Annotated in this window: 10 protein-coding genes; 5 read left to right on the top strand and 5 right to left on the bottom strand. The window is 70.0% G+C overall.

Translation table 11 applies throughout. The features are described 5' to 3' along the window. Positions 1–101: 101 nt before the first annotated feature. Together treS and OG538_RS10640 are read right to left on the bottom strand one after the other, a co-directional pair. The gene (gene treS, locus OG538_RS10645; RefSeq protein ID WP_406092411.1) at positions 102–1808 is read right to left on the bottom strand and encodes a maltose alpha-D-glucosyltransferase; all 1707 of its coding nucleotides are present in this window, start codon (positions 1806–1808) and stop codon (positions 102–104) included. Next, positions 1805–3844, bottom strand: a complete 2040-nt coding sequence (locus tag OG538_RS10640) for an alpha-1,4-glucan--maltose-1-phosphate maltosyltransferase (protein WP_406092410.1) — start codon at positions 3842–3844, stop codon at positions 1805–1807. Before OG538_RS10640 ends, treS begins: the two co-directional genes overlap by 4 nt. A gap of 767 nt (positions 3845–4611) precedes the next feature. On the opposite strand from OG538_RS10640, the gene glgP reads away from it, so the two are divergent. Together glgP and OG538_RS10630 are read left to right on the top strand one after the other, a co-directional pair. After that, complete coding sequence (gene glgP, locus OG538_RS10635; RefSeq protein WP_406092408.1) at positions 4612–7215, top strand: alpha-glucan family phosphorylase; 2604 nt, start codon at positions 4612–4614, stop codon at positions 7213–7215. 235 nt (positions 7216–7450) lie between these two features. Further along, a complete protein-coding gene (locus OG538_RS10630; protein ID WP_406092406.1) occupies positions 7451–8650 on the top strand; it encodes an alginate lyase family protein in 1200 nt (399 codons plus the stop codon). Between the two features lie 86 nt (positions 8651–8736). Here OG538_RS10630 and OG538_RS10625 read toward each other — a convergent pair whose 3' ends face one another. The 3 genes from OG538_RS10625 to OG538_RS10615 all read right to left on the bottom strand — a co-directional run bounded on the left by OG538_RS10625 (position 8737) and on the right by OG538_RS10615 (position 14953). After that, on the bottom strand, positions 8737–10770 hold the full coding sequence (locus OG538_RS10625) for a M4 family metallopeptidase (protein WP_406092404.1): 2034 nt from the start codon (positions 10768–10770) through the stop codon (positions 8737–8739). Between the two features lie 413 nt (positions 10771–11183). Then, positions 11184–13085, bottom strand: a complete 1902-nt coding sequence (locus OG538_RS10620) for an ABC transporter ATP-binding protein (protein WP_406092402.1) — start codon at positions 13083–13085, stop codon at positions 11184–11186. Further along, entirely contained in the window at positions 13082–14953 is a 1872-nt protein-coding gene (locus OG538_RS10615) for an ABC transporter ATP-binding protein (RefSeq protein ID WP_406092400.1), read from the bottom strand. The genes OG538_RS10620 and OG538_RS10615 overlap by 4 nt, the downstream gene beginning before the upstream one ends. Positions 14954–15119: 166 nt before the next feature. Between OG538_RS10615 and OG538_RS10610 the strand changes: the two genes are divergently transcribed. The 3 genes from OG538_RS10610 to OG538_RS10600 are packed head-to-tail and all read left to right on the top strand — an operon-like array spanning position 15120 to position 18140. Beyond that, positions 15120–16058, top strand: coding sequence for an ABC transporter ATP-binding protein (locus tag OG538_RS10610; protein ID WP_406092398.1), 939 nt, complete (start codon positions 15120–15122; stop codon positions 16056–16058). Between the two features lies 1 nt (position 16059). Continuing rightward, positions 16060–16842 carry an ABC transporter permease gene (locus OG538_RS10605; protein WP_406092396.1) on the top strand — a complete coding sequence of 261 codons (783 nt, stop codon included), beginning with the start codon at positions 16060–16062 and terminating at the stop codon, positions 16840–16842. Between the two features lie 23 nt (positions 16843–16865). Next, positions 16866–18140, top strand: a complete 1275-nt coding sequence (locus tag OG538_RS10600) for a sensor histidine kinase (RefSeq protein WP_406092394.1) — start codon at positions 16866–16868, stop codon at positions 18138–18140. The last annotated feature ends 11 nt before the right edge of the window (positions 18141–18151 follow it).

Here is an 18151-nt window from a genome sequence, read left to right as displayed (position 1 = left end):
AAACGCCAGGAGCGTCCAGGAAGGTTCTGGAAGTGCTCGATATGGGAGGAAGAGTGCCCCGTGCGGGGCGGCGGAAACCGCCCCGCACGGGCCACCCGGTCTCAGCTCGGGGGTGCGTCCTTTCGCAGCCGGAACCAGTAGAAGCCGTGTCCCGCGAGAGTCAGCAGGTAGGGCCACTGACCGACGGCGGGGAAGCGCACCCCACCGATCAGCTCCACCGGATGACGCCCGTTGAAGGACCTCAGATCGAGCTCCGTCGGCTGAGCGAACCGCGAGAAGTTGTGCACGCACAGCACGAGGTCGTCCCCGTGCTCACGGGTGAAGGCGAGCACGGCGGGGTTGGAGGACGGCAGTTCGTTGTACGAGCCGAGGCCGAAGGCCGGGTTCTGCTTGCGGATTTCGATCATCCGTCGCGTCCAGTGCAGGAGCGAGGAGGGCGAGGCCATCGACGCCTCGACGTTGGTGACCTGGTAGCCGTAGACCGGATCCATGATCGTGGGGAGGTACAGCCGCCCCGGATCGCTGGAGGAGAAGCCCGCGTTGCGGTCGGGCGTCCACTGCATGGGGGTGCGTACGGCATCCCGGTCGCCCAGCCAGATGTTGTCGCCCATCCCGATCTCGTCCCCGTAGTAGAGGATCGGGGAGCCGGGCAGGGACAGCAGCAGAGCGGTGAACAGCTCGATCTGGTTGCGGTCGTTGTCCAGGAGGGGCGCCAGCCGGCGGCGGATGCCGATGTTGGCCCGCATCCGGGGATCCTTGGCGTACTCCGCGTACATGTAGTCGCGTTCTTCGTCCGTGACCATTTCGAGCGTCAGCTCGTCGTGGTTGCGCAGGAAGATGCCCCACTGGCAGTTCTTGGGGATCGCCGGTGTCTTGGCCAGGATTTCCGAGACCGGGTAGCGGCTCTCGCGCCGGACGGCCATGAAGATCCGGGGCATCACCGGGAAGTGGAACGCCATGTGGCACTCGTCGCCGCCGGCCTGGTAGTCGCCGAAGTAGTCGACGACGTCCTCGGGCCACTGGTTGGCCTCGGCGAGCAGCACGGTGTCGGGGTAGTTGGCGTCGATCTCCTTGCGGACCCGCTTGAGGAAGCCGTGGGTCTCCGGGAGGTTCTCGCAGTTGGTGCCCTCGCGCTGGTAGAGGTAGGGCACGGCGTCGACGCGGAAGCCGTCGATGCCGAGGTCCAGCCAGAAGCGGAGCGCGGAGATGATTTCCTCCTGCACCGCCGGGTTCTCGTAGTTCAGGTCGGGCTGGTGCGAGAAGAACCGGTGCCAGTAGTACTGCTTGCGCACCGGGTCGAAGGTCCAGTTGGACGTCTCCGTGTCGACGAAGATGATCCGGGCGTCCTGGAACTGCTTGTCGTCGTCGGCCCAGACGTAGTAGTCGCCGTACGGACCGTCGGGGTCGGTGCGGGACTGCTGGAACCAGTCGTGCTGGTCGCTGGTGTGGTTCATGACGAAGTCGATGATCACGCGCATGCCGCGCTGGTGCGCGGCGTCGACGAACTCGACGAAGTCGGCGAGGTCCCCGAACTCCGGCAGCACGGCGGTGTAGTCGGAGACGTCGTAACCACCGTCGCGCAGCGGCGACTTGAAGAACGGCGGCAGCCAGAGGCAGTCGACGCCCAGCCACTGCAGGTAGTCCAGCTTGGCTGTGATCCCCTTCAGGTCTCCGATGCCGTCGCCGTTGGAGTCCTGGAAGGACCGGACAAGGACCTCGTAGAAGACGGCACGCTTGAACCAGTCGGGATCGCGGTCCTTGGCCGGGGTGTCCTCGAAGGTGTCGTGGACGGGCTCGTTGACGATCATGGTGTGGGTGACCCTCCGGTCGGCGGGGACGGTCGCAGGACCGCGATGTGCGCGGGCGTCACGCCCGGTTCCAGACGCACATAGAAGGTCCTGCCCCAGTGATAGGAATGGCCGGTGAGCTCGTCGCGCACCGGCACGCTCTCGTGCCGGTCGAGGCCGAGTTGCGGCATGTCCAACGAGACGGTCGCCTCCTGGGTGTGGTGCGGGTCGAGGTTGACGACCGTCAGAACGATGTTCGAACCGGAGCGCTTGCTGTACACGATCAGGGCGTCGTTGTCGGACGAGTGGAAGTGCACGTCACGCAGCTGCTGCAGCGCCGGATGGCGGCGCCTGATCCGGTTCAGTGTGGTGATGAGCGGAGCCAGTGACCGGCCCTCGCGCTCGGCGGCTTCCCAGTCCCTGGGCCGGATCTCGTACTTCTCCGAGTCGAGGTACTCCTCACTGCCGTTGCGGACCGGGGTGTTCTCGCACAGTTCGTACCCCGCGTACACCCCCCAGGACGGGGAGAGGGTCGCCGCGAGCACCGCCCGCGCCTCGAAGGCCGGCCTGCCGCCCTCCTGGAGATAACCGGGAAGGATATCGGGGGTGTTCACGAAGAAATTGGGCCTCATGACGGAGGCTGATTCGCCGGACAGCTCGGTCACGTACTCCGTGATTTCCTGCCGGGTGTTGCGCCACGTGAAGTAGGTGTACGACTGCTGGAATCCGACGGTGGCGAGCGTGTGCATCATCGCGGGGCGGGTGAATGCCTCGGCCAGGAAGATCACGTCGGGATCGGTGCGATTGATCTCGGCGATCACCTTCTCCCAGAAGATCACCGGCTTGGTGTGCGGATTGTCGACCCGGAAGATCCGCACTCCGTGATCCATCCAGAAACGCAGGATGCGCACGGTCTCCGTGACGAGGCCACGGAGATCCTTGTCGAACGCGATCGGATAGATGTCCTGGTACTTCTTCGGAGGATTCTCCGCATAGGCGATGCTGCCGTCCGCCCGGTGGTGGAACCACTCGGGGTGCTTCTCCACCCACGGATGGTCGGGCGAGCACTGGAGCGCGAAGTCCAGGGCGATCTCCATGCGCAGGGTCCGGGCCGTCTCGACGAAGTGGTCGAAGTCCTCCAGGGTGCCGAGATCCGGGTGCACCGCGTCATGGCCACCCTCGGCGGAGCCGATCGCCCACGGCACGCCCACGTCGTGCGCGGCGGGGGAGAGGGAGTTGTTGGGGCCCTTGCGATGGGTGGTGCCGATGGGGTGAATGGGCGGGAGGTAGACGACGTCGAACCCCATGGCTGCGACCGCGGGCAGCCGTTCGGCCGCCGTGCGGAACGTGCCGCTGATGATCCGGGGCGGCCTCGGGGCCGCGGCGGTCTTGGCCGTACGGCCCTTGCGGGGCGCCTTGGCCGGTTCGACCCTGGCCCCCTCGGAGCGGGGGAAGAGCTCGTACCAGGAGCCGAACAGCGCGCGTCGGCGCTCGACGACGAGCGGGTGCGGGCGCGAGGCGGTGACCAGCTCGCGCAGGGGGTGACGGGCCAGAGCGTCGTGCGCCTCGGGGGTGAGTGCCGCGGCCAGCCTGGCGGCGGCCGGCCGGGACGTGTCGCGCAGGGCGTCGACCGCGGCCAGCACCGCCTCGCGCCCGTCGCGCTTCGGTACGCCCTCGGCCGCCCGCTCGTACAGCTCGGCGCCCTCTGCCAGGACGAGCGCGGTGTCGATGCCCGCCGGAATCTTGATCTTCGCCGCGTGCCGCCAGGTGGCGACCGCGTCGCTCCAGGCCTCGACCGTGTACGTCCACCGGCCCTCCGCGTCCGGAGTCACCTCGGCGCCCCAGCGGTCGGTGCCCGGAGCGAGCTCGCGCATCGGCGTCCAGGGGCCGGGGCGTCCGCTCGGATCCCGCAGCACGACGTCGGCCGCGACCGCGTCATGGCCCTCGCGGAAGACGGTCGCGGTGACCTGGAAGGTTTCACCGACGACGGCCTTGGCGGGCCTTCTTCCGCAGTCGACGAGGGGACGGACGTCGAGGACGGGAATGCGACCGATCATGAAATCACCTGGGGACTGGAGCTCGGACTCGACAGGGCGCGAAGGGGGCGCGGAGGGCTGAATGCGCGCGCCGCGATGGTGGGGTTCGGTCCTTTCTAGCTGCTCTGTCGATGACTGATGGGGTGTGGGCATGGCCGCTCCTGTCCGCGTTCACTCGAATGGCACTCGAATGGATGAGGTGTGTGGTGCGGTGGACGGTGTGGACCGAATGCGTACGGCGTCCGTACCGATTGCATACGAACCACGTGGGGGTCGCCGGTGGACAGGGGATGAATCGTGCACGGGCCGGTTACGGGTTGCCTTCGGCGCTCATCCGAATGCATGCGTTCCGGGTACCCCGGAGAAGCCTTCCCACGGATCTCGGTAGGCCAATCCGGCGGTGTGTTAACTACTCGGGCGTATCCGTGACGGTCCGAATGCGCCGGGCTCCGCCGCGCGCACGCGGGATTGCGCGGAACCGACGTACGCGGGGCGGTACGGGCGCCACAGGGCAGCTTTCCCTGTGGCGCGAAGGCCCACAAGGCCGCACGAGGTGAGGGAATCGGCCATAACGCCTGTGACGGATGTGTCAGGATCTGCGCGTGGTGCGGGACGGACGTGCGGGATGCCGACGACGGGGCGGCCGGACCACCCGGGGTCGCACACCTCGACCCGGTCGCGCGCCGTGGCTGCGGGATGCCGCGCACCGCTAACGTCAAGGGTGACGGAGCGGCGCACACAGCGGTGCGTCCCCTCGGATTCGTACGTCCCCTGTAAAGGTGGAATACGTGAAGGCCATTCGTCGATTCACCGTGCGTCCCGTCCTCCCCGACTCCCTTCAACCGCTCAGCGACCTCGCGCGCAACCTGCGCTGGTCCTGGCACACCGAGACCCGAGAGCTCTTCCAGGCCGTCGACCCGGTGGCCGGCCGGACGGCGGAGTGCGACCCCGTACGCCTGCTCGGCAGCGTGTCCGCCGGACGCCTGGCCGAGCTGGCCAGGGAGGAGCAGTTCCTGCACCGGCTGACCGAGGTGTCCGCCGACCTCCGGGAGTACCTGGAGGGCCCGAGGTGGTATCAGGAGCAACGCGCCCGGGCCGACGGGCTCCCCGCCGCCATCGCCTACTTCTCGCCCGAGTTCGGAGTGACGGCGGCCCTCCCGCAGTACTCCGGCGGACTCGGCATCCTCGCCGGAGACCATCTGAAGGCCGCCAGTGACCTGGGCGTGCCCCTCGTCGGCGTCGGTCTGCTCTACCGCCACGGCTACTTCCGCCAGAGCCTCTCGCGCGACGGCTGGCAACAGGAGCGCTATCCCGTCCTCGACCCGAACGAACTCCCCCTCACGCTGGTGCGCGAGGCCGACGGGACGCCCAGCCAGGTCGTCCTGGCCCTCCCCGGCGGCCGCTCGCTGCACGCCCAGATCTGGCAGGCCCAGGTGGGCCGGGTGCCGCTGCTGATGCTCGACTCCGACGTCGAGGACAACGCCCCCGTCGAACGCGAGGTCACCGACCGGCTCTACGGCGGCGGCAGCGAACACCGGCTGCTCCAGGAGATACTGCTGGGCATCGGCGGCGTGCGTGCGGTGCGGACCTACTGCCGGCTCACCGGTCATCCGGACCCCGAGGTCTTCCACACCAACGAGGGCCACGCCGGCTTCCTCGGGCTCGAACGCATCCGCGAGCTCTCCGGAACGGGCCTCGACTTCGACTCCGCGGTCGAGTCCGTCCGTGCCGGCACCGTCTTCACGACCCACACACCGGTTCCGGCCGGCATCGACCGGTTCGACCGCGAGCTGGTCGCGCGCCACTTCGGCGACGACGGCGAACTGCCCGGCGTACCGGCCGACCGCATCCTGCACCTGGGCACGGAGACGTACGCCGGCGGCGATCCGGGCGTCTTCAACATGGCGGTCATGGGGCTGCGGCTGGCCCAGCGGGCCAACGGCGTCTCCACCCTGCACGGCGCCGTCAGCCGGGAGATGTTCGCCGGTCTCTGGCCGGGCTTCGACCCGCCCGAGGTGCCGATCACCTCCGTGACCAACGGGGTCCACGCACCCACCTGGGTCGCGCCCGAGGTCTACCGGCTGCGCACCGGCTCCGGTGGGACCCCGGGCCGATGGGACTCCGTCGCGCAGATCCCCGACCGGCAGCTCTGGGACCTGCGCCGCACCCTGCGCGAACAACTGGTCACCGAGGTGCGCCGGCGGTTGCACGACTCCTGGCGCACCCGGGGTGCGGACCCCGCCGAACTCGGCTGGATCGACGGCGTGCTGGACCCCGGCGTGCTGACGATCGGCTTCGCCCGCAGGGTGCCCTCGTACAAACGCCTCACGCTGATGCTGCGCGACCGGGACCGGCTGCGGGGGCTGCTCCTGCATCCCGAGCGCCCGGTCCAGATCGTCGTGGCGGGCAAGGCGCACCCCGCCGACGACAGCGGGAAACGCCTGGTCCAGGAGCTGGTCCGGTTCGCCGACGACGCCAGGGTGCGCCACCGCATCGTCTTCCTGCCCGACTACGGGATGGCGATGGCCCAGAAGCTCTACCCGGGCTGCGACGTCTGGCTGAACAACCCGCTGCGCCCGCTGGAGGCGTGCGGTACGAGCGGGATGAAGGCGGCGCTCAACGGCTGTCTCAACCTGTCCGTTCTCGACGGCTGGTGGGACGAGTGGTTCGAGCCGGACTTCGGCTGGGCCATTCCCACCGCCGACGGCTCCGCGCTGGACGAGGACCGGCGCGACGATCTGGAGGCGGGCGCCCTCTACGAGCTGATCGAGGACCGGATCGCGCCCCGCTTCTACGACCGGAGCGACGAGGGGCTCCCCGGGCGCTGGATCGAGATGGTCCGCAGCACTCTGGGCACACTGGGCCCCAAGGTGCTCGCCGACCGGATGGTCCGTGAGTACGTGGAGCGGCTGTACGCCCCCGCAGCCCAGGCCCGGCGATCCATGGACCCCGCCGCGGCACGGGAGCTGGCCGGCTGGAAGGCCAGGGTCCGGGCGGCCTGGCCACGGGTGGCCGTCGACCACGTCGAGGCCGTGACGCCCACCGAGGCCGGCGGCTCGGCCGAACTGGGCTCCACCCTGGCGCTGCGGGTCCGGATCACCCTCGGGGCGCTGGGGCCGGACGACGTCGAGGTGCAGGCGGTGGCCGGCCGTGTCGACTCCGCGGACGCGATCTCGGACGCCCAGGTCTTTCCGCTGAAGCCGGCGGGCGGCCAGGACCTGGAGGGCCGCTGGCTTTACGACGGTCCGCTCGCCCTCGACCGGACCGGGCCCTACGGCTACACCGTGCGGGTGCTTCCGGCCCACCGGTTGATGGCCACCGGCGCCGAACTCGGCCTGGTGGCACAGCCGACGGAGGCGACGGGTGAGGGCGCGGGCGTGCTGATGCGCTGACGGTCCGTGCCACCGAGGGCCCGGCACCCGGGAAACCGTCCCGGGGTGCCGGGCCCTTCGGCTGCCCAGGTGCGGGTCCTTCGTCTTCTGAACGCACACCTTGACGTGTCCATGCGATGCCTTTAGGTTCCTCACTCACTGCAGCGTTCACAACTCGACCCGACGTTCATGGATGTGAACTCGGTGTGCAGGAAGTCGAGTTGTGGGCCTCCTCCGCACCGGAAGGCACCCCCACATGCGCACCGGAACCATCGGGCGCGGCTTCGGCCTCGCCACCGCCCTCGCGGCACTGATCACCGGCATCTCCATGGCCCCGGCCGCGGCCGGCCGGGCCGTGCCGGCCGCTGCCCCCGCGGCCTTCACCCACCCCGGCGTCCTCGTGAGCCGCCCCCAGCTCGACTTCGTGCGCGCCAAGGTGCAGGCCGGGGCGCAGCCCTGGAAGGGCGCGTACGACCGGATGATGGCGAGCGCGTACGCCTCGCTGAGCCGGACGGCCAAACCCCGCGCCGTCGTGGAGTGCGGCTCGTACTCCAACCCCAACTACGGCTGTACCGACGAGCGTGAGGACGCGATAGCCGCCTACACGCTCTCGCTGGCCTGGTACATCACCCAGGACGGCCGCTACGCCGCCAAAGCCGTCGAGATCATGGACGCCTGGTCGGCCGTGATCCAGGACCACACCAACAGCAACGCCCCCCTCCAGACCGGCTGGGCCGGCTCCTCCTGGCCGCGGGCCGCCGAGATCATCAAGTACACCTACGGCAGCTGGCCGAACGCGGGCCGGTTCGCCACCATGCTGCGCGACGTCTACCTGCCGAAGGTCATCAACGGCTCTAACAGCAACGGCAACTGGGAACTCAGCATGACCGAGGCCGCGATCGGCATCTCGGTCTTCCTGGAGGACCGCACCTCGTACGACAAGGCCGTGACGAAATTCCGTGGACGTGTCCCCGCGTACATCTACGTGACCGCGGACGGTTCCCTGCCGAAGGTCGCGCCGGGTAGCGGTCTGGACACCCGCGACAAGATCATCAACTACTGGCAGGGGCAGTCGACCTTCATGGACGGTCTCTCGCAGGAGACCTGCCGCGACCTGACCCATACCGGTTACGGGCTCTCCGCCATCTCGCACATCGCCGAGACGAGCCGGATCCAGGGGCAGGACCTCTACCCGGAGATCGCCGACCGCCTGCGCCATGCCCTCGGTCTGCACGCCAAGTACCAGCTGGGCACGGCCGTGCCGTCGTCGCTGTGCGGCGGATCGCTCAAGGACAAGCTCGGGCCGGTCACGGAGGTCGGCTTCAACGCGCTGCACAACCGGATGGGCATCGCGATGACCAACACCCAGGCCCTCACCGAGCAGCAGCGCCCCGCCGGGTCCAACAACCTGTTCGTCGCCTGGGAGACCCTGACCCACGCGGACAACCCGAACTGACAGCGCACAGCCGCCCGGAGGAGGGATCTCCTTCCGGGCGGCTGTGCGTCAGGTGCAGGTGGTGCGGGTCATGCGGTGCTTCCGGTTCAGAAGGTCAGCTTGACGCTGTTGATCTTGCCGGTGTCGCCCGAGTAGACGTCCTGGACCTTCAGCTTCCAGGTGCCGTTCGCCACCTCGGAGGAGGCGTTGACGGTGTACGTCGTCTGGACGTTGTCCGCGGAGTCGCTCGACGAGGAGTTCTTCAGGCGGTAGGCCGTTCCGTCCGGCGCGACGAGGTCGATGACCAGGTCACCACGCCAGGTGTGGGTGATGTCCACCCCGACCTTGAGGGTGCTGGGCGCGTTGCCGGTGACGCCGGTGACGCTGACCGAGCTGGTGACGGCCGAGCCGGCGTCCGGGATGGAGACGACGGTGGTGTTCTGGAAGACCTTGCCGCCGGGGTCGGTGCCGCCACCGGGACGGGTACCGACGTTGATGCCGGCCCAGGCGTTGGCGACGGCGGCGTACTCGGCGCTGGTCGTGCCGTACAGCTCACCGGCCGCGGCGAGCGTGCCCGTACGGGCGGCCGCGTAGTTGGTCGTGGAGGTGAACTTGGTGGTGAGCGCCTTGAACCAGATCAGCGCGGCCTTGTCGCGGCCGATGCCGGTCACCGGCAGGCCGTCGGAGGTCGGGGAGTCGTAGGAGACGCCGTTGATGGTCTTGGCGCCGCTTCCCTCCGAGAGGAGGTAGAAGAAGTGGTTGGCCGGGCCCGACGAGTAGTGCACGTCGACGTTTCCGATGCCGGAGTACCAGGCGTCCTTGGACGCGCCGTCCTTGCTCGGCTTGTCCTGGTAGCGCAGCGGGGTGCCGTCGCCGTTGATGTCGATCTTCTCGCCGATGAGGTAGTCGCCCTTGTCGGTGGCGTTGTTGGCGTAGAACTCGACGGCGCTGGCGAAGATGTCACTGGTCGCCTCGTTGAGGCCACCGGACTCACCGCTGTAGTTCAGGTCCGCGGTGTTCGAGGTGACGCCGTGCGTCATCTCGTGCGCGGCCACGTCCAGTGCGGTCAGCGGTGAGGCGTTGCCGCTGCCGTCGCCGTACGTCATGCAGAAGCAGCTGTCGTCCCAGAAGGCGTTGACGTAGTTGTTGCCGTAGTGGACGCGGGAGTACGCGCCGACGCCGTCGCCCTTGATGCCGGTCCGGCCGTGGACGTTCTTGTAGTAGTCCCAGGTCTCGGCCGCACCGTAGTGGGCGTCCGCCGCCGCGGTCTCCGCGTTCGAGGCGAGGCCGTTGCCCCAGACGTCGTCGGAGCCGGAGAAGAGGGTGCCCGTGCCGGACGTACCGTGGTTCAGGTTGTACGTCTTGTGGTTGCCGCGGGTGGTGTCGGTCAGGTTGTACGACCCCGAGGTGCCCAGCGTGACCTGGCCGCTGTACTCCGTGTTGCCGACGCCGTTCTCGATGGCCTGCCACTCGTAGAGCTTCGCGCCGGAGGTGGCATCGGTGATGACGTGGAGGGCGTTCGGGGTGCCGTCGTCCTGCAGTCCGCCGACCACGGTCTCGTAGGCGAGCTGCGGCGTGCCCGAGGCCATCCAGACGACCTTGCGGGGTGCGGTGTCGGCCGCGGTCTTCGAGGAGCCGTCCGCCTTGGCCAGGCCGACGGCCTGCTTCTCGGCAGCCGCCGGGGCCACGTCCGCGGTCATGTCGACGGCCTTGAGCTGAGCCGAGGTGGCCTTGGACGCCTTGGTGACGCTCTTGGTCGCGCCGGCCTTCGACTCCTGGACGACCAGGTCGCCGCCGAGCACGGGGAGTCCGTCGAAGGTGCGCTCGTAACGCGTGTGCGTGGTGCCGTCGTTGTCCTGGATGACGTCCTTGACGACGAGCTTCTCCTGCGAGCCGAGACCGAGGTCCTTGGCTGTGGCCGCCCTGCTCGCGGTGGCCTCGCGGATCAGTTCGGCCCGCTGCGAGGGCGAGAGCTGCTTGGGCAGCGCGCCGGGATCGGCCTGCGAGGCCGAGGGGGCGGCCTGTGCGGCACCGCCCGGTGTGGCGGTGGCTGTTCCGGTCTGGACTCCTACGGCGAGGAGGGCTGCTGCGGCTATCAGAGCGCCGGTCGCGGTGGTACGACGGCTGAGCGTGGATCTCACGCGGACTCCTTCTGCGAGGGGGGTACCGGCGGCTGGGTGAGCCGTCCGGGCAGAGCAAGCAGTGCGCAGAACGGGGTGAAGAGTGTCAGCTGAAGGAGGCGGCTGTCAGGACCGCGTCAACAAGTTGGCCGGAATTCGTCCGTTGCCGGAATGGTCATGTTCGTTAAGCGGACGTTTCGCCGATCATCACCGAGATGTCACCGGGAGTCCCGGAAGCCCGAAAGCGCAGAGGGCGTTGAGGTTGAGCCCGGAGGCGGCGTGTTCGAACGGACGAGGGGGAAGTGGGAAGGTCCCACCTGTCGAGACGGATTCGCACTGTGGCGCGTTCCGCGCCCTCGCACGCCCCGTCGGCGGCCGTGCGGGTCATCGCGAAGGCGCCCGGCCGGAGGCCGCGGCCGGGCGCCGGCGGCCCCTCAGACCAGGCTCTCCCGCCAGGCGCGGTGCAGGCCGGCGAACCGGCCCGTGCCACCGATGAGCTCGTCCGGGGCTCCGTCCTCCACGATGCGGCCGTGCTCCATCACCAGGACCCGGTCCGCGATCTCCACCGTCGACAGCCGGTGAGCGATGACCACCGCGGTGCGGCCGTGCAGCACGGTGTCCATCGCCCGCTGCACCGCCCGCTCGCCCGGGATGTCCAGAGAGCTCGTCGCCTCGTCGAGGATCAGGACCGCGGGATTGGCGAGCAAGGCCCGGGCGAACGCGACCAACTGGCGCTGACCGGCGGAGATCCGCCCGCCCCGCTTGCGTACGTCCGTGTCGTACCCGTCGGGCAGACCGGCGATGAAGTCATGGGCGCCGATCGCCTTGGCGGCCTGCTCGATCTCCTCGCGGGTCGCGTCCGGGCTGCCGATCGCGATGTTCTCCGCGACCGTGCCGGAGAACAGGAAGGCCTCCTGCGTCACCATGACGACCCCGCGCCGGAGCTCGGGAACGGCGAGGTCGCGCAGGTCGACGCCGTCCAGCAGGACCCGGCCCTCGGTCGGGTCGTAGAAGCGGGCCAGCAGCTTGGCCAGCGTCGACTTGCCCGCCCCCGTCGAACCGACCACGGCCACCGTCTGACCCGCCGGAACGGTCAGATCGAAACGCGGCAGCACCTCGCCGCCGGTGCGGTAGGCAAAACGCACCGATTCGAAGACCACCTCACGGCCCGGGTGTTCGTCCTCCGCAGCCGGCAGCTTCCGAGGCTCCGGAGCCTCGGGGACCGTCGGCGTCTGGGCCAGCAGGCCCGCGATCTTCTCCAGCGACGCCGCGGCCGACTGATAGGAGTTGAGGAACATGCTGAGCCGGTCGATCGGGTCGTAGAGCCGTCGCAGATACAGGACCACCGCGGCCAGCACGCCCAGCGCCAGGCTTCCGGAAGCCACGCGGTAGGCACCCCACAGCACGATTCCGGCCACGGCGGTGTTGGCCACCAGCCGGGACCCGACAACGTAACGCGCGTTCTCCAGCATCGCGTCGCCGTTCGTGCGCCGGTGCTCGTGGTTGAGCTCACGGAAGACCCCGTCGTTGACGGGCTCGCGGCGGAAGGCCTGGACGGGACGGATCCCGTTCATCGTCTCGGCGAACTTCACGATGACCGCGGCGATGGCCGTCGACCGTGACGCGAAGATCACCGCGGCCCGCTGCTGGTAGAGCCGCACCAGCAGGTACAGCGGCACGAAGGACAGCACGGCGACGGCGCCCGTGCCGAAGTCCAGCCAGAGCAGCATCAGGGAGATGGAGACGAAGGAGAGGACGACACCGATCAGCTCCTGCAGGCCCTCGCTGAGCAGTTCCCGCAGCGACTCCACGTCAGTGGTGGAACGGGAGATCAGCCGCCCCGAGGTGTACCGCTCGTGGAAGTCCACGCTCAGCGCCTGCGCATGGCGGAAGATCCGGCCGCGCAGATCGAGCAGCACGTCCTGGTTGACCCGCGCCGAGGCCCGGATGAAGGCGTACTGCATGGCGCCCGCGCCGGCCGAGCAGAGCGCGTAGCCGAGCGCCACCGCGATCAGCGGCCCGTAGTCCTCGTCCCGGAACGCGGGCACCCCGCTGTCGATGGCGTACGCCACGAGCAACGGCCCGGCCTGGACCGCCACCTGCTGGATCAGCAGGAACAGCGCGGCGACCACGACCCGGCCCCGCAGCGGCCGCAGCAGCGAGACGAGCAGCGCTCGCGTGGCGCCGCGCGGGGTGGGCAGGTCGTCGCGGTCGAAGGGGTCCCCGGCGCGCTCGGGCGGCCCGCTGTTCGCTGGTTCCGGGGCCCCGGGACGGCCGTCCCCGGCCCTGTCGCTGTCGCCCGGCTCGGTGGGACGCCCGGTCGTGGTGCTCGTCATCGGGTGCTGCTCTCCTCGGCAGGGGCGTGCACGCCCGTAAGGTCATCGGCCGTCATGGCCGGCGGGGGCACGTCAGCGGGTTCCCCGCCGCCCGATACGCCGGCCCCGGACATCAGCCAGGCGTACTCGGCGTTGCTGCGCAGCAGTTCCTGGTGCGTACCGACCGCGCTGATCCGGCCCTCCGACAGCAGGGCCACCCGGTCGGCGAGCATCACGGTGGAGGGGCGGTGCGCGACCACGATCGCCGTCGTCTCCTCCAGCACGCGCCGCAGCGCAGCCTCGACCAGCGTCTCCGTGTGCACGTCCAGGGCGGAGAGCGGGTCGTCGAGCACCAGGAAGCGCGGCCGGCCGACGACGGCCCTGGCCAGTGCGAGACGCTGGCGCTGGCCGCCGGAGAGACTGAGACCCTGCTCGCCGACCTGGGTGTCGATGCCGTGCGGCAGATCGTGGACGAAGTCGGCCTGGGCGACCGACAGGGCCCGCAGCAACTCCTCTCCGCCCGCGCCGCCCGCGCCCATCAGCACGTTTTCCCCGACGCTCGCCGAGAACAGCGTCGGCTCCTCGAACGCCACCGACACCAGCTCCCGCAGCCGCTCACGCGGCATGGCCGTGATGTCCTCGCCGTCCAGCGTGATCCGGCCCGACGTGGCGTCATGCAGCCGGGGGACGAGCGCGGTGAGCGTCGTCTTGCCGGAACCCGTGGCGCCCACCAGGGCCATCGTCTCGCCGGGCCGGATCCGCAGATCGATCCGCTCCAGGACGGGCACGGAATCCTCCTCCGCGTCCGGGTACCTGAACCCCACGCCCTCGAACACCATCCCGCCGGCCTCGGCGGGCGTGTCAGGGGCGGCGCTCCCGGGCGCGGCGGTCTCCTGCTCCTCCGCCACGTCCATCACCTCGAAGAACCGCTCCGTCGCCGTCGCCGACTCCTGGCTCATCGCCACCAGGAAACCGATCGACTCGACCGGCCACCGCAGCGCCAGAGCCGTGGAGAGGAACGCGACCAGGGTGCCCGCCGAGAGGCCCCCGTCCGCGACCTCGATCGTGCCGAGCACCAGCGCCGCCCCGATCGCGAGTTCGGGAATCGTCGTGATGAGTGCCCAGATGCCCGCGAGCAGCCGCGCCTTGCCGAGCTCCGTGGTGCGCAGCCGCTGGGAGAGCGCCCGGAAGGCGTCGGCCTGACTGCGGTGCCGCCCGAAACCCTTGATGATGCGGATGCCGAGCACGCTCTCCTCGACCACCGTCGTCAGATCCCCCACCTGGTCCTGGGCCGTGCGCGCCACCACCGAGTACTTCGTCTCGAAGACCGAGCAGATGATCACCAGGGGCACGACAGGGGCGAGCAGCACCAGGCCGAGCGTCCACTCCTGGAGCAGCAGGATCACGAATCCGACCAGGATGGTGGTGGCGTTGACGAGCAGGAAGGTCAGGGGGAAGGCCAGGAACATCCGCAGCAGCATCAGGTCCGTGGTGCCGCGCGAAAGCAGCTGACCCGAGGACCACCGGTCGTGGAAGGCCACCGGAAGACGCTGCAGATGCCGGTAGAGGTCGGCCCGCATCGACGCCTCGACACCGGCCAGCGGCCGCGCCACCAGCCATCGCCGTACGCCGAACAGCACCGCCTCCGCGATGCCCAGCAGCAGCAGGAACAGCGCCCCGAGCCAGACCCCGCCCGGGTCCTGGTGGGCCACCGGTCCGTCGACGATCCACTTCAGTACGAGGGGGATCACCAGCCCGAGACACGAGGCGACGATCGCGATCAGTGCGGCACCGGCCAGACGGTTCCGTACCGGCTTCACATACGGCCACAGACGCAGCAGGGTCTGCGCGGCGGACCGGTCCTTGGGCTCTGCATGTTCTTTGGGCATCAGGGGCGAGCCTACGTTTCACCACTGACATCGCTCATCCGGTTTTCCTTGCTCGGGGAGGCCGGGCCGGGCGGGGTCGTACCCCGGCATCAACCGATCGGCGGATGCCGGTTCGAGCGCGTTGACGGATGCCGCGAGAAGCCCTGCCACCGCGATGCTCACAGGCATGGCAATCATCGAAGTGAACGGGGTGCGCAAGACCTACGCGGGCCGCCCCGTGGTCGACGGGGTGAGCTTCTCCGTGGACGAGGGGGAGATCTTCGGGATTCTCGGCCCCAACGGTGCGGGCAAGACCACCACCGTCGAATGCGTCGAGGGCCTCCGCGTCCCCGACGCCGGCACGGTCCGGGTCGCCGGGCTCGACCCCGTCGCCGACCACGGCCGTGTGACGCTCCTGCTCGGCGCGCAGCTCCAGGAGAGCGAACTGCAGCCGAAGATCACCGTGGGCGAGGCGCTGGAGCTGTACAGCGCCTTCTACCCGCACCCGGCCGACTGGCGTCCCCTCGCCGAACGCCTCGGGCTGCACACCCGGCTCACCACCCGGTTCGCCAGGCTCTCCGGCGGTCAGAAGCAACGCCTGTCCATCGCGCTGGCGCTCGTCGGCAGCCCCCGGGTCGTGGTCCTCGACGAGCTGACCACCGGACTGGACCCACGCGCGCGGCGCGACACCTGGCAACTGATCGAAGAGATACGCGCAGGCGGGGTCACGGTCCTGCTGGTCACCCACTTCATGGAGGAGGCCCAACGCCTCTGCGACCGCGTCGCCGTGATCGACAGGGGCAGGCTCGCCGCCCTCGACACCCCGTCCGGGCTGATCGCCCGGGCAGGCAGCTCCACCGCCATCTCCTTCACCCCGTCCGAGCCGCTCCCCGACGGTGAACTGGCCGGGCTGCCCGGCACCGCCTCGTACGAGAACCGGAACGGACGGATCGTCATCAACGGCACCGACGAGACCGTCAACGCCGTCATCTCGCTCCTGGCCCGGCTCCGCGTCACCGCGCACCAGCTCCGCGTCTGCGAAGCCACACTCGACGACGCCTTCCTCGACCTGACCGAGCACCCCGGCGCCGCGGACGAGCGCGGCCTGACAGGACAGGCAGCCTGAGATGACCACGGCGAACCCCGTCCCCGCGCCCCGCACCGCCTCCTCGCGCGCCTCGCTCGCGGTCCTGAGGTCCGAGGCCCGGCTCTTTCTCCGCGAACCCGGCAGCCTGTTCTGGATCCTCGCCTTCCCCACGCTCCTCATGACGGTCCTCGGCCTGATCCCGTCCTTCCGGGAGCACGACGACGCGCTCGGCGGCCGTCGCGTCATCGACCTGTACGTACCCGTGTCCGTACTGCTCGCCATGATCATGGCCGGCCTCCAGGCGATGCCGCCCGTCCTCACCGGCTACCGCGAACGGGGCATCCTGCGCCGGATGTCCACCACCCCCGTACGTCCCGCCGCCCTGCTCGGCGCGCAGATCACCCTGCACGGGGCCGCCGCACTCGGCTCCACCCTCCTCGTGATGGCCGTCGGCCGGATCGCCTTCGGAGTGCGGCTGCCCGGGCAGCCGTTCGGCTATCTGCTCTCGCTGCTGCTGGCCGTCACCTGCGTGCTGGGGCTGGGGGCGCTGGTCTGCGCACTCTCGCGCACCACCAAGATCGCGGCCGCCCTCGGCTCGGTCGTCTTCTTCGTGACGATGTTCACGGCAGGTGTCTGGGTGCCGGTGCAGACCATGCCCGACACCCTGCGCCGCATCGTCCAGGTCACGCCGTTCGGCGCGGCCTCCCAGGCGCTGGACCGCGCGGCCACCGGGGCCTGGCCGAGCTGGGTCCATCTCGGGGTGGTGGCGCTGTGGACGGTACTGGCCGCGGCCGCCGCGATCCGTACCTTCCGGTGGGAGTAGCCGGTACGGGGGAGACTTCCCCCATGAACCCGGGGGAGACGGCGGCCATGAGCGGTGTGGCGACGGCCGAGCAGTGGTGGGAGCGGTTCTTCCGGCACGGACCGTACGGACTGCTCGGTCTGGCCACCGTGGTCTCGGCCGTGACCAGCGGGCTCATCATGTCCCGCGCGGATGTGTACGCCGCCGCGGCGCTGCTCCCCGCCGCCTTCCTCCTGCAGCTCTGGTGGAGCCGCACCCCGGCGGACCGGCGAGCGCGGGTCGCGGTGGGCTACTTCGCCGCCCGCACCCTGCTGGCCTTCGGGCTGACCTGGTGCAACCCGTTCTTCTCGATCTACGCGGTGCTCGGCTACTTCGACGCCGGGCGGGTGCTTCCGCCACGGGGCATGCGGGCCGGGCTGCTGGCCACCGCCCTCATCATGGCGGGGTCGCAGTCCGGCAGCGGCCTGCCGCCGACCACCCTCATGAACTGGGTCGTCTTCGCCATCGTGCTGGCCGTGCACGTGAGTCTCACCATGGTCTTCGCCCAGATCGGCAACCGGGAGGCGGAGCAGGCGCGTACCCGGACCGAGACCATCACCGCACTCGAATCGGCCAACGCCCGCCTCGAACAGGCCCTCGCGGAGAACGCCGGCCTGCACGCCCAACTCCTCGTGCAGGCACGCGAGGCGGGGGTGGCCGACGAGCGGCGCCGGCTGGCCGCCGAGATCCACGACACCATCGCCCAGGGACTCACCGGCATCATCGCCCAGCTCCAGGTCGTGACCTCCACGAGGGAGAGCGATCCCGTGCTCGCCGGCGAGCACCTCGCCCGGGCCGCAGCCCTCGCCCGGCACAGCCTCGGCGAGGCGCGCCGCTCGGTGCACGATCTCGTTCCGTCCGCACTGGAGCACGACGACCTGCCCGGCGCCCTGCACAAGACGGTCACGAGATGGGCCGAACAAAGCGGCGTGCGGGCGGAGTTCACCGTCACCGGCACCGCCGAGCCCCTGCACGACGAGGTCGGAGCCACGCTGCTGCGCATCGCAGAGGAGGCCCTCGCCAACGCGGCGCGCCACGCCGGGGCGTCCCGGGCCGGCATCACCCTGTCGTACATGGGCGACGAGATATCGCTGGACGTACGTGACGACGGCCGCGGCTTCGACCCGGCCGCGCTGCCGTCGTACCGCGGCGCCGGCGGATTCGGGCTCGGCGGCATGCGGGCCCGGGCCGAACGCATCGCGGGCACGGTCGAGGTGGAGACCGGCCCGGGCCTCGGCACCGCAGTCTGCGCCCGCGTGCCGATGGTCAGGCACGACTGAGGCACCGCCCG

Origin of the sequence: Streptomyces sp. NBC_01013, assembly GCF_045162765.1 — a bacterium.
In the GTDB taxonomy this organism is placed as follows: Bacteria; Actinomycetota; Actinomycetes; order Streptomycetales; family Streptomycetaceae; genus Streptomyces.
The sequence above is the reverse complement of the archived record's forward strand: the minus strand, read 5'-3'. Positions and strand labels throughout refer to the sequence as shown.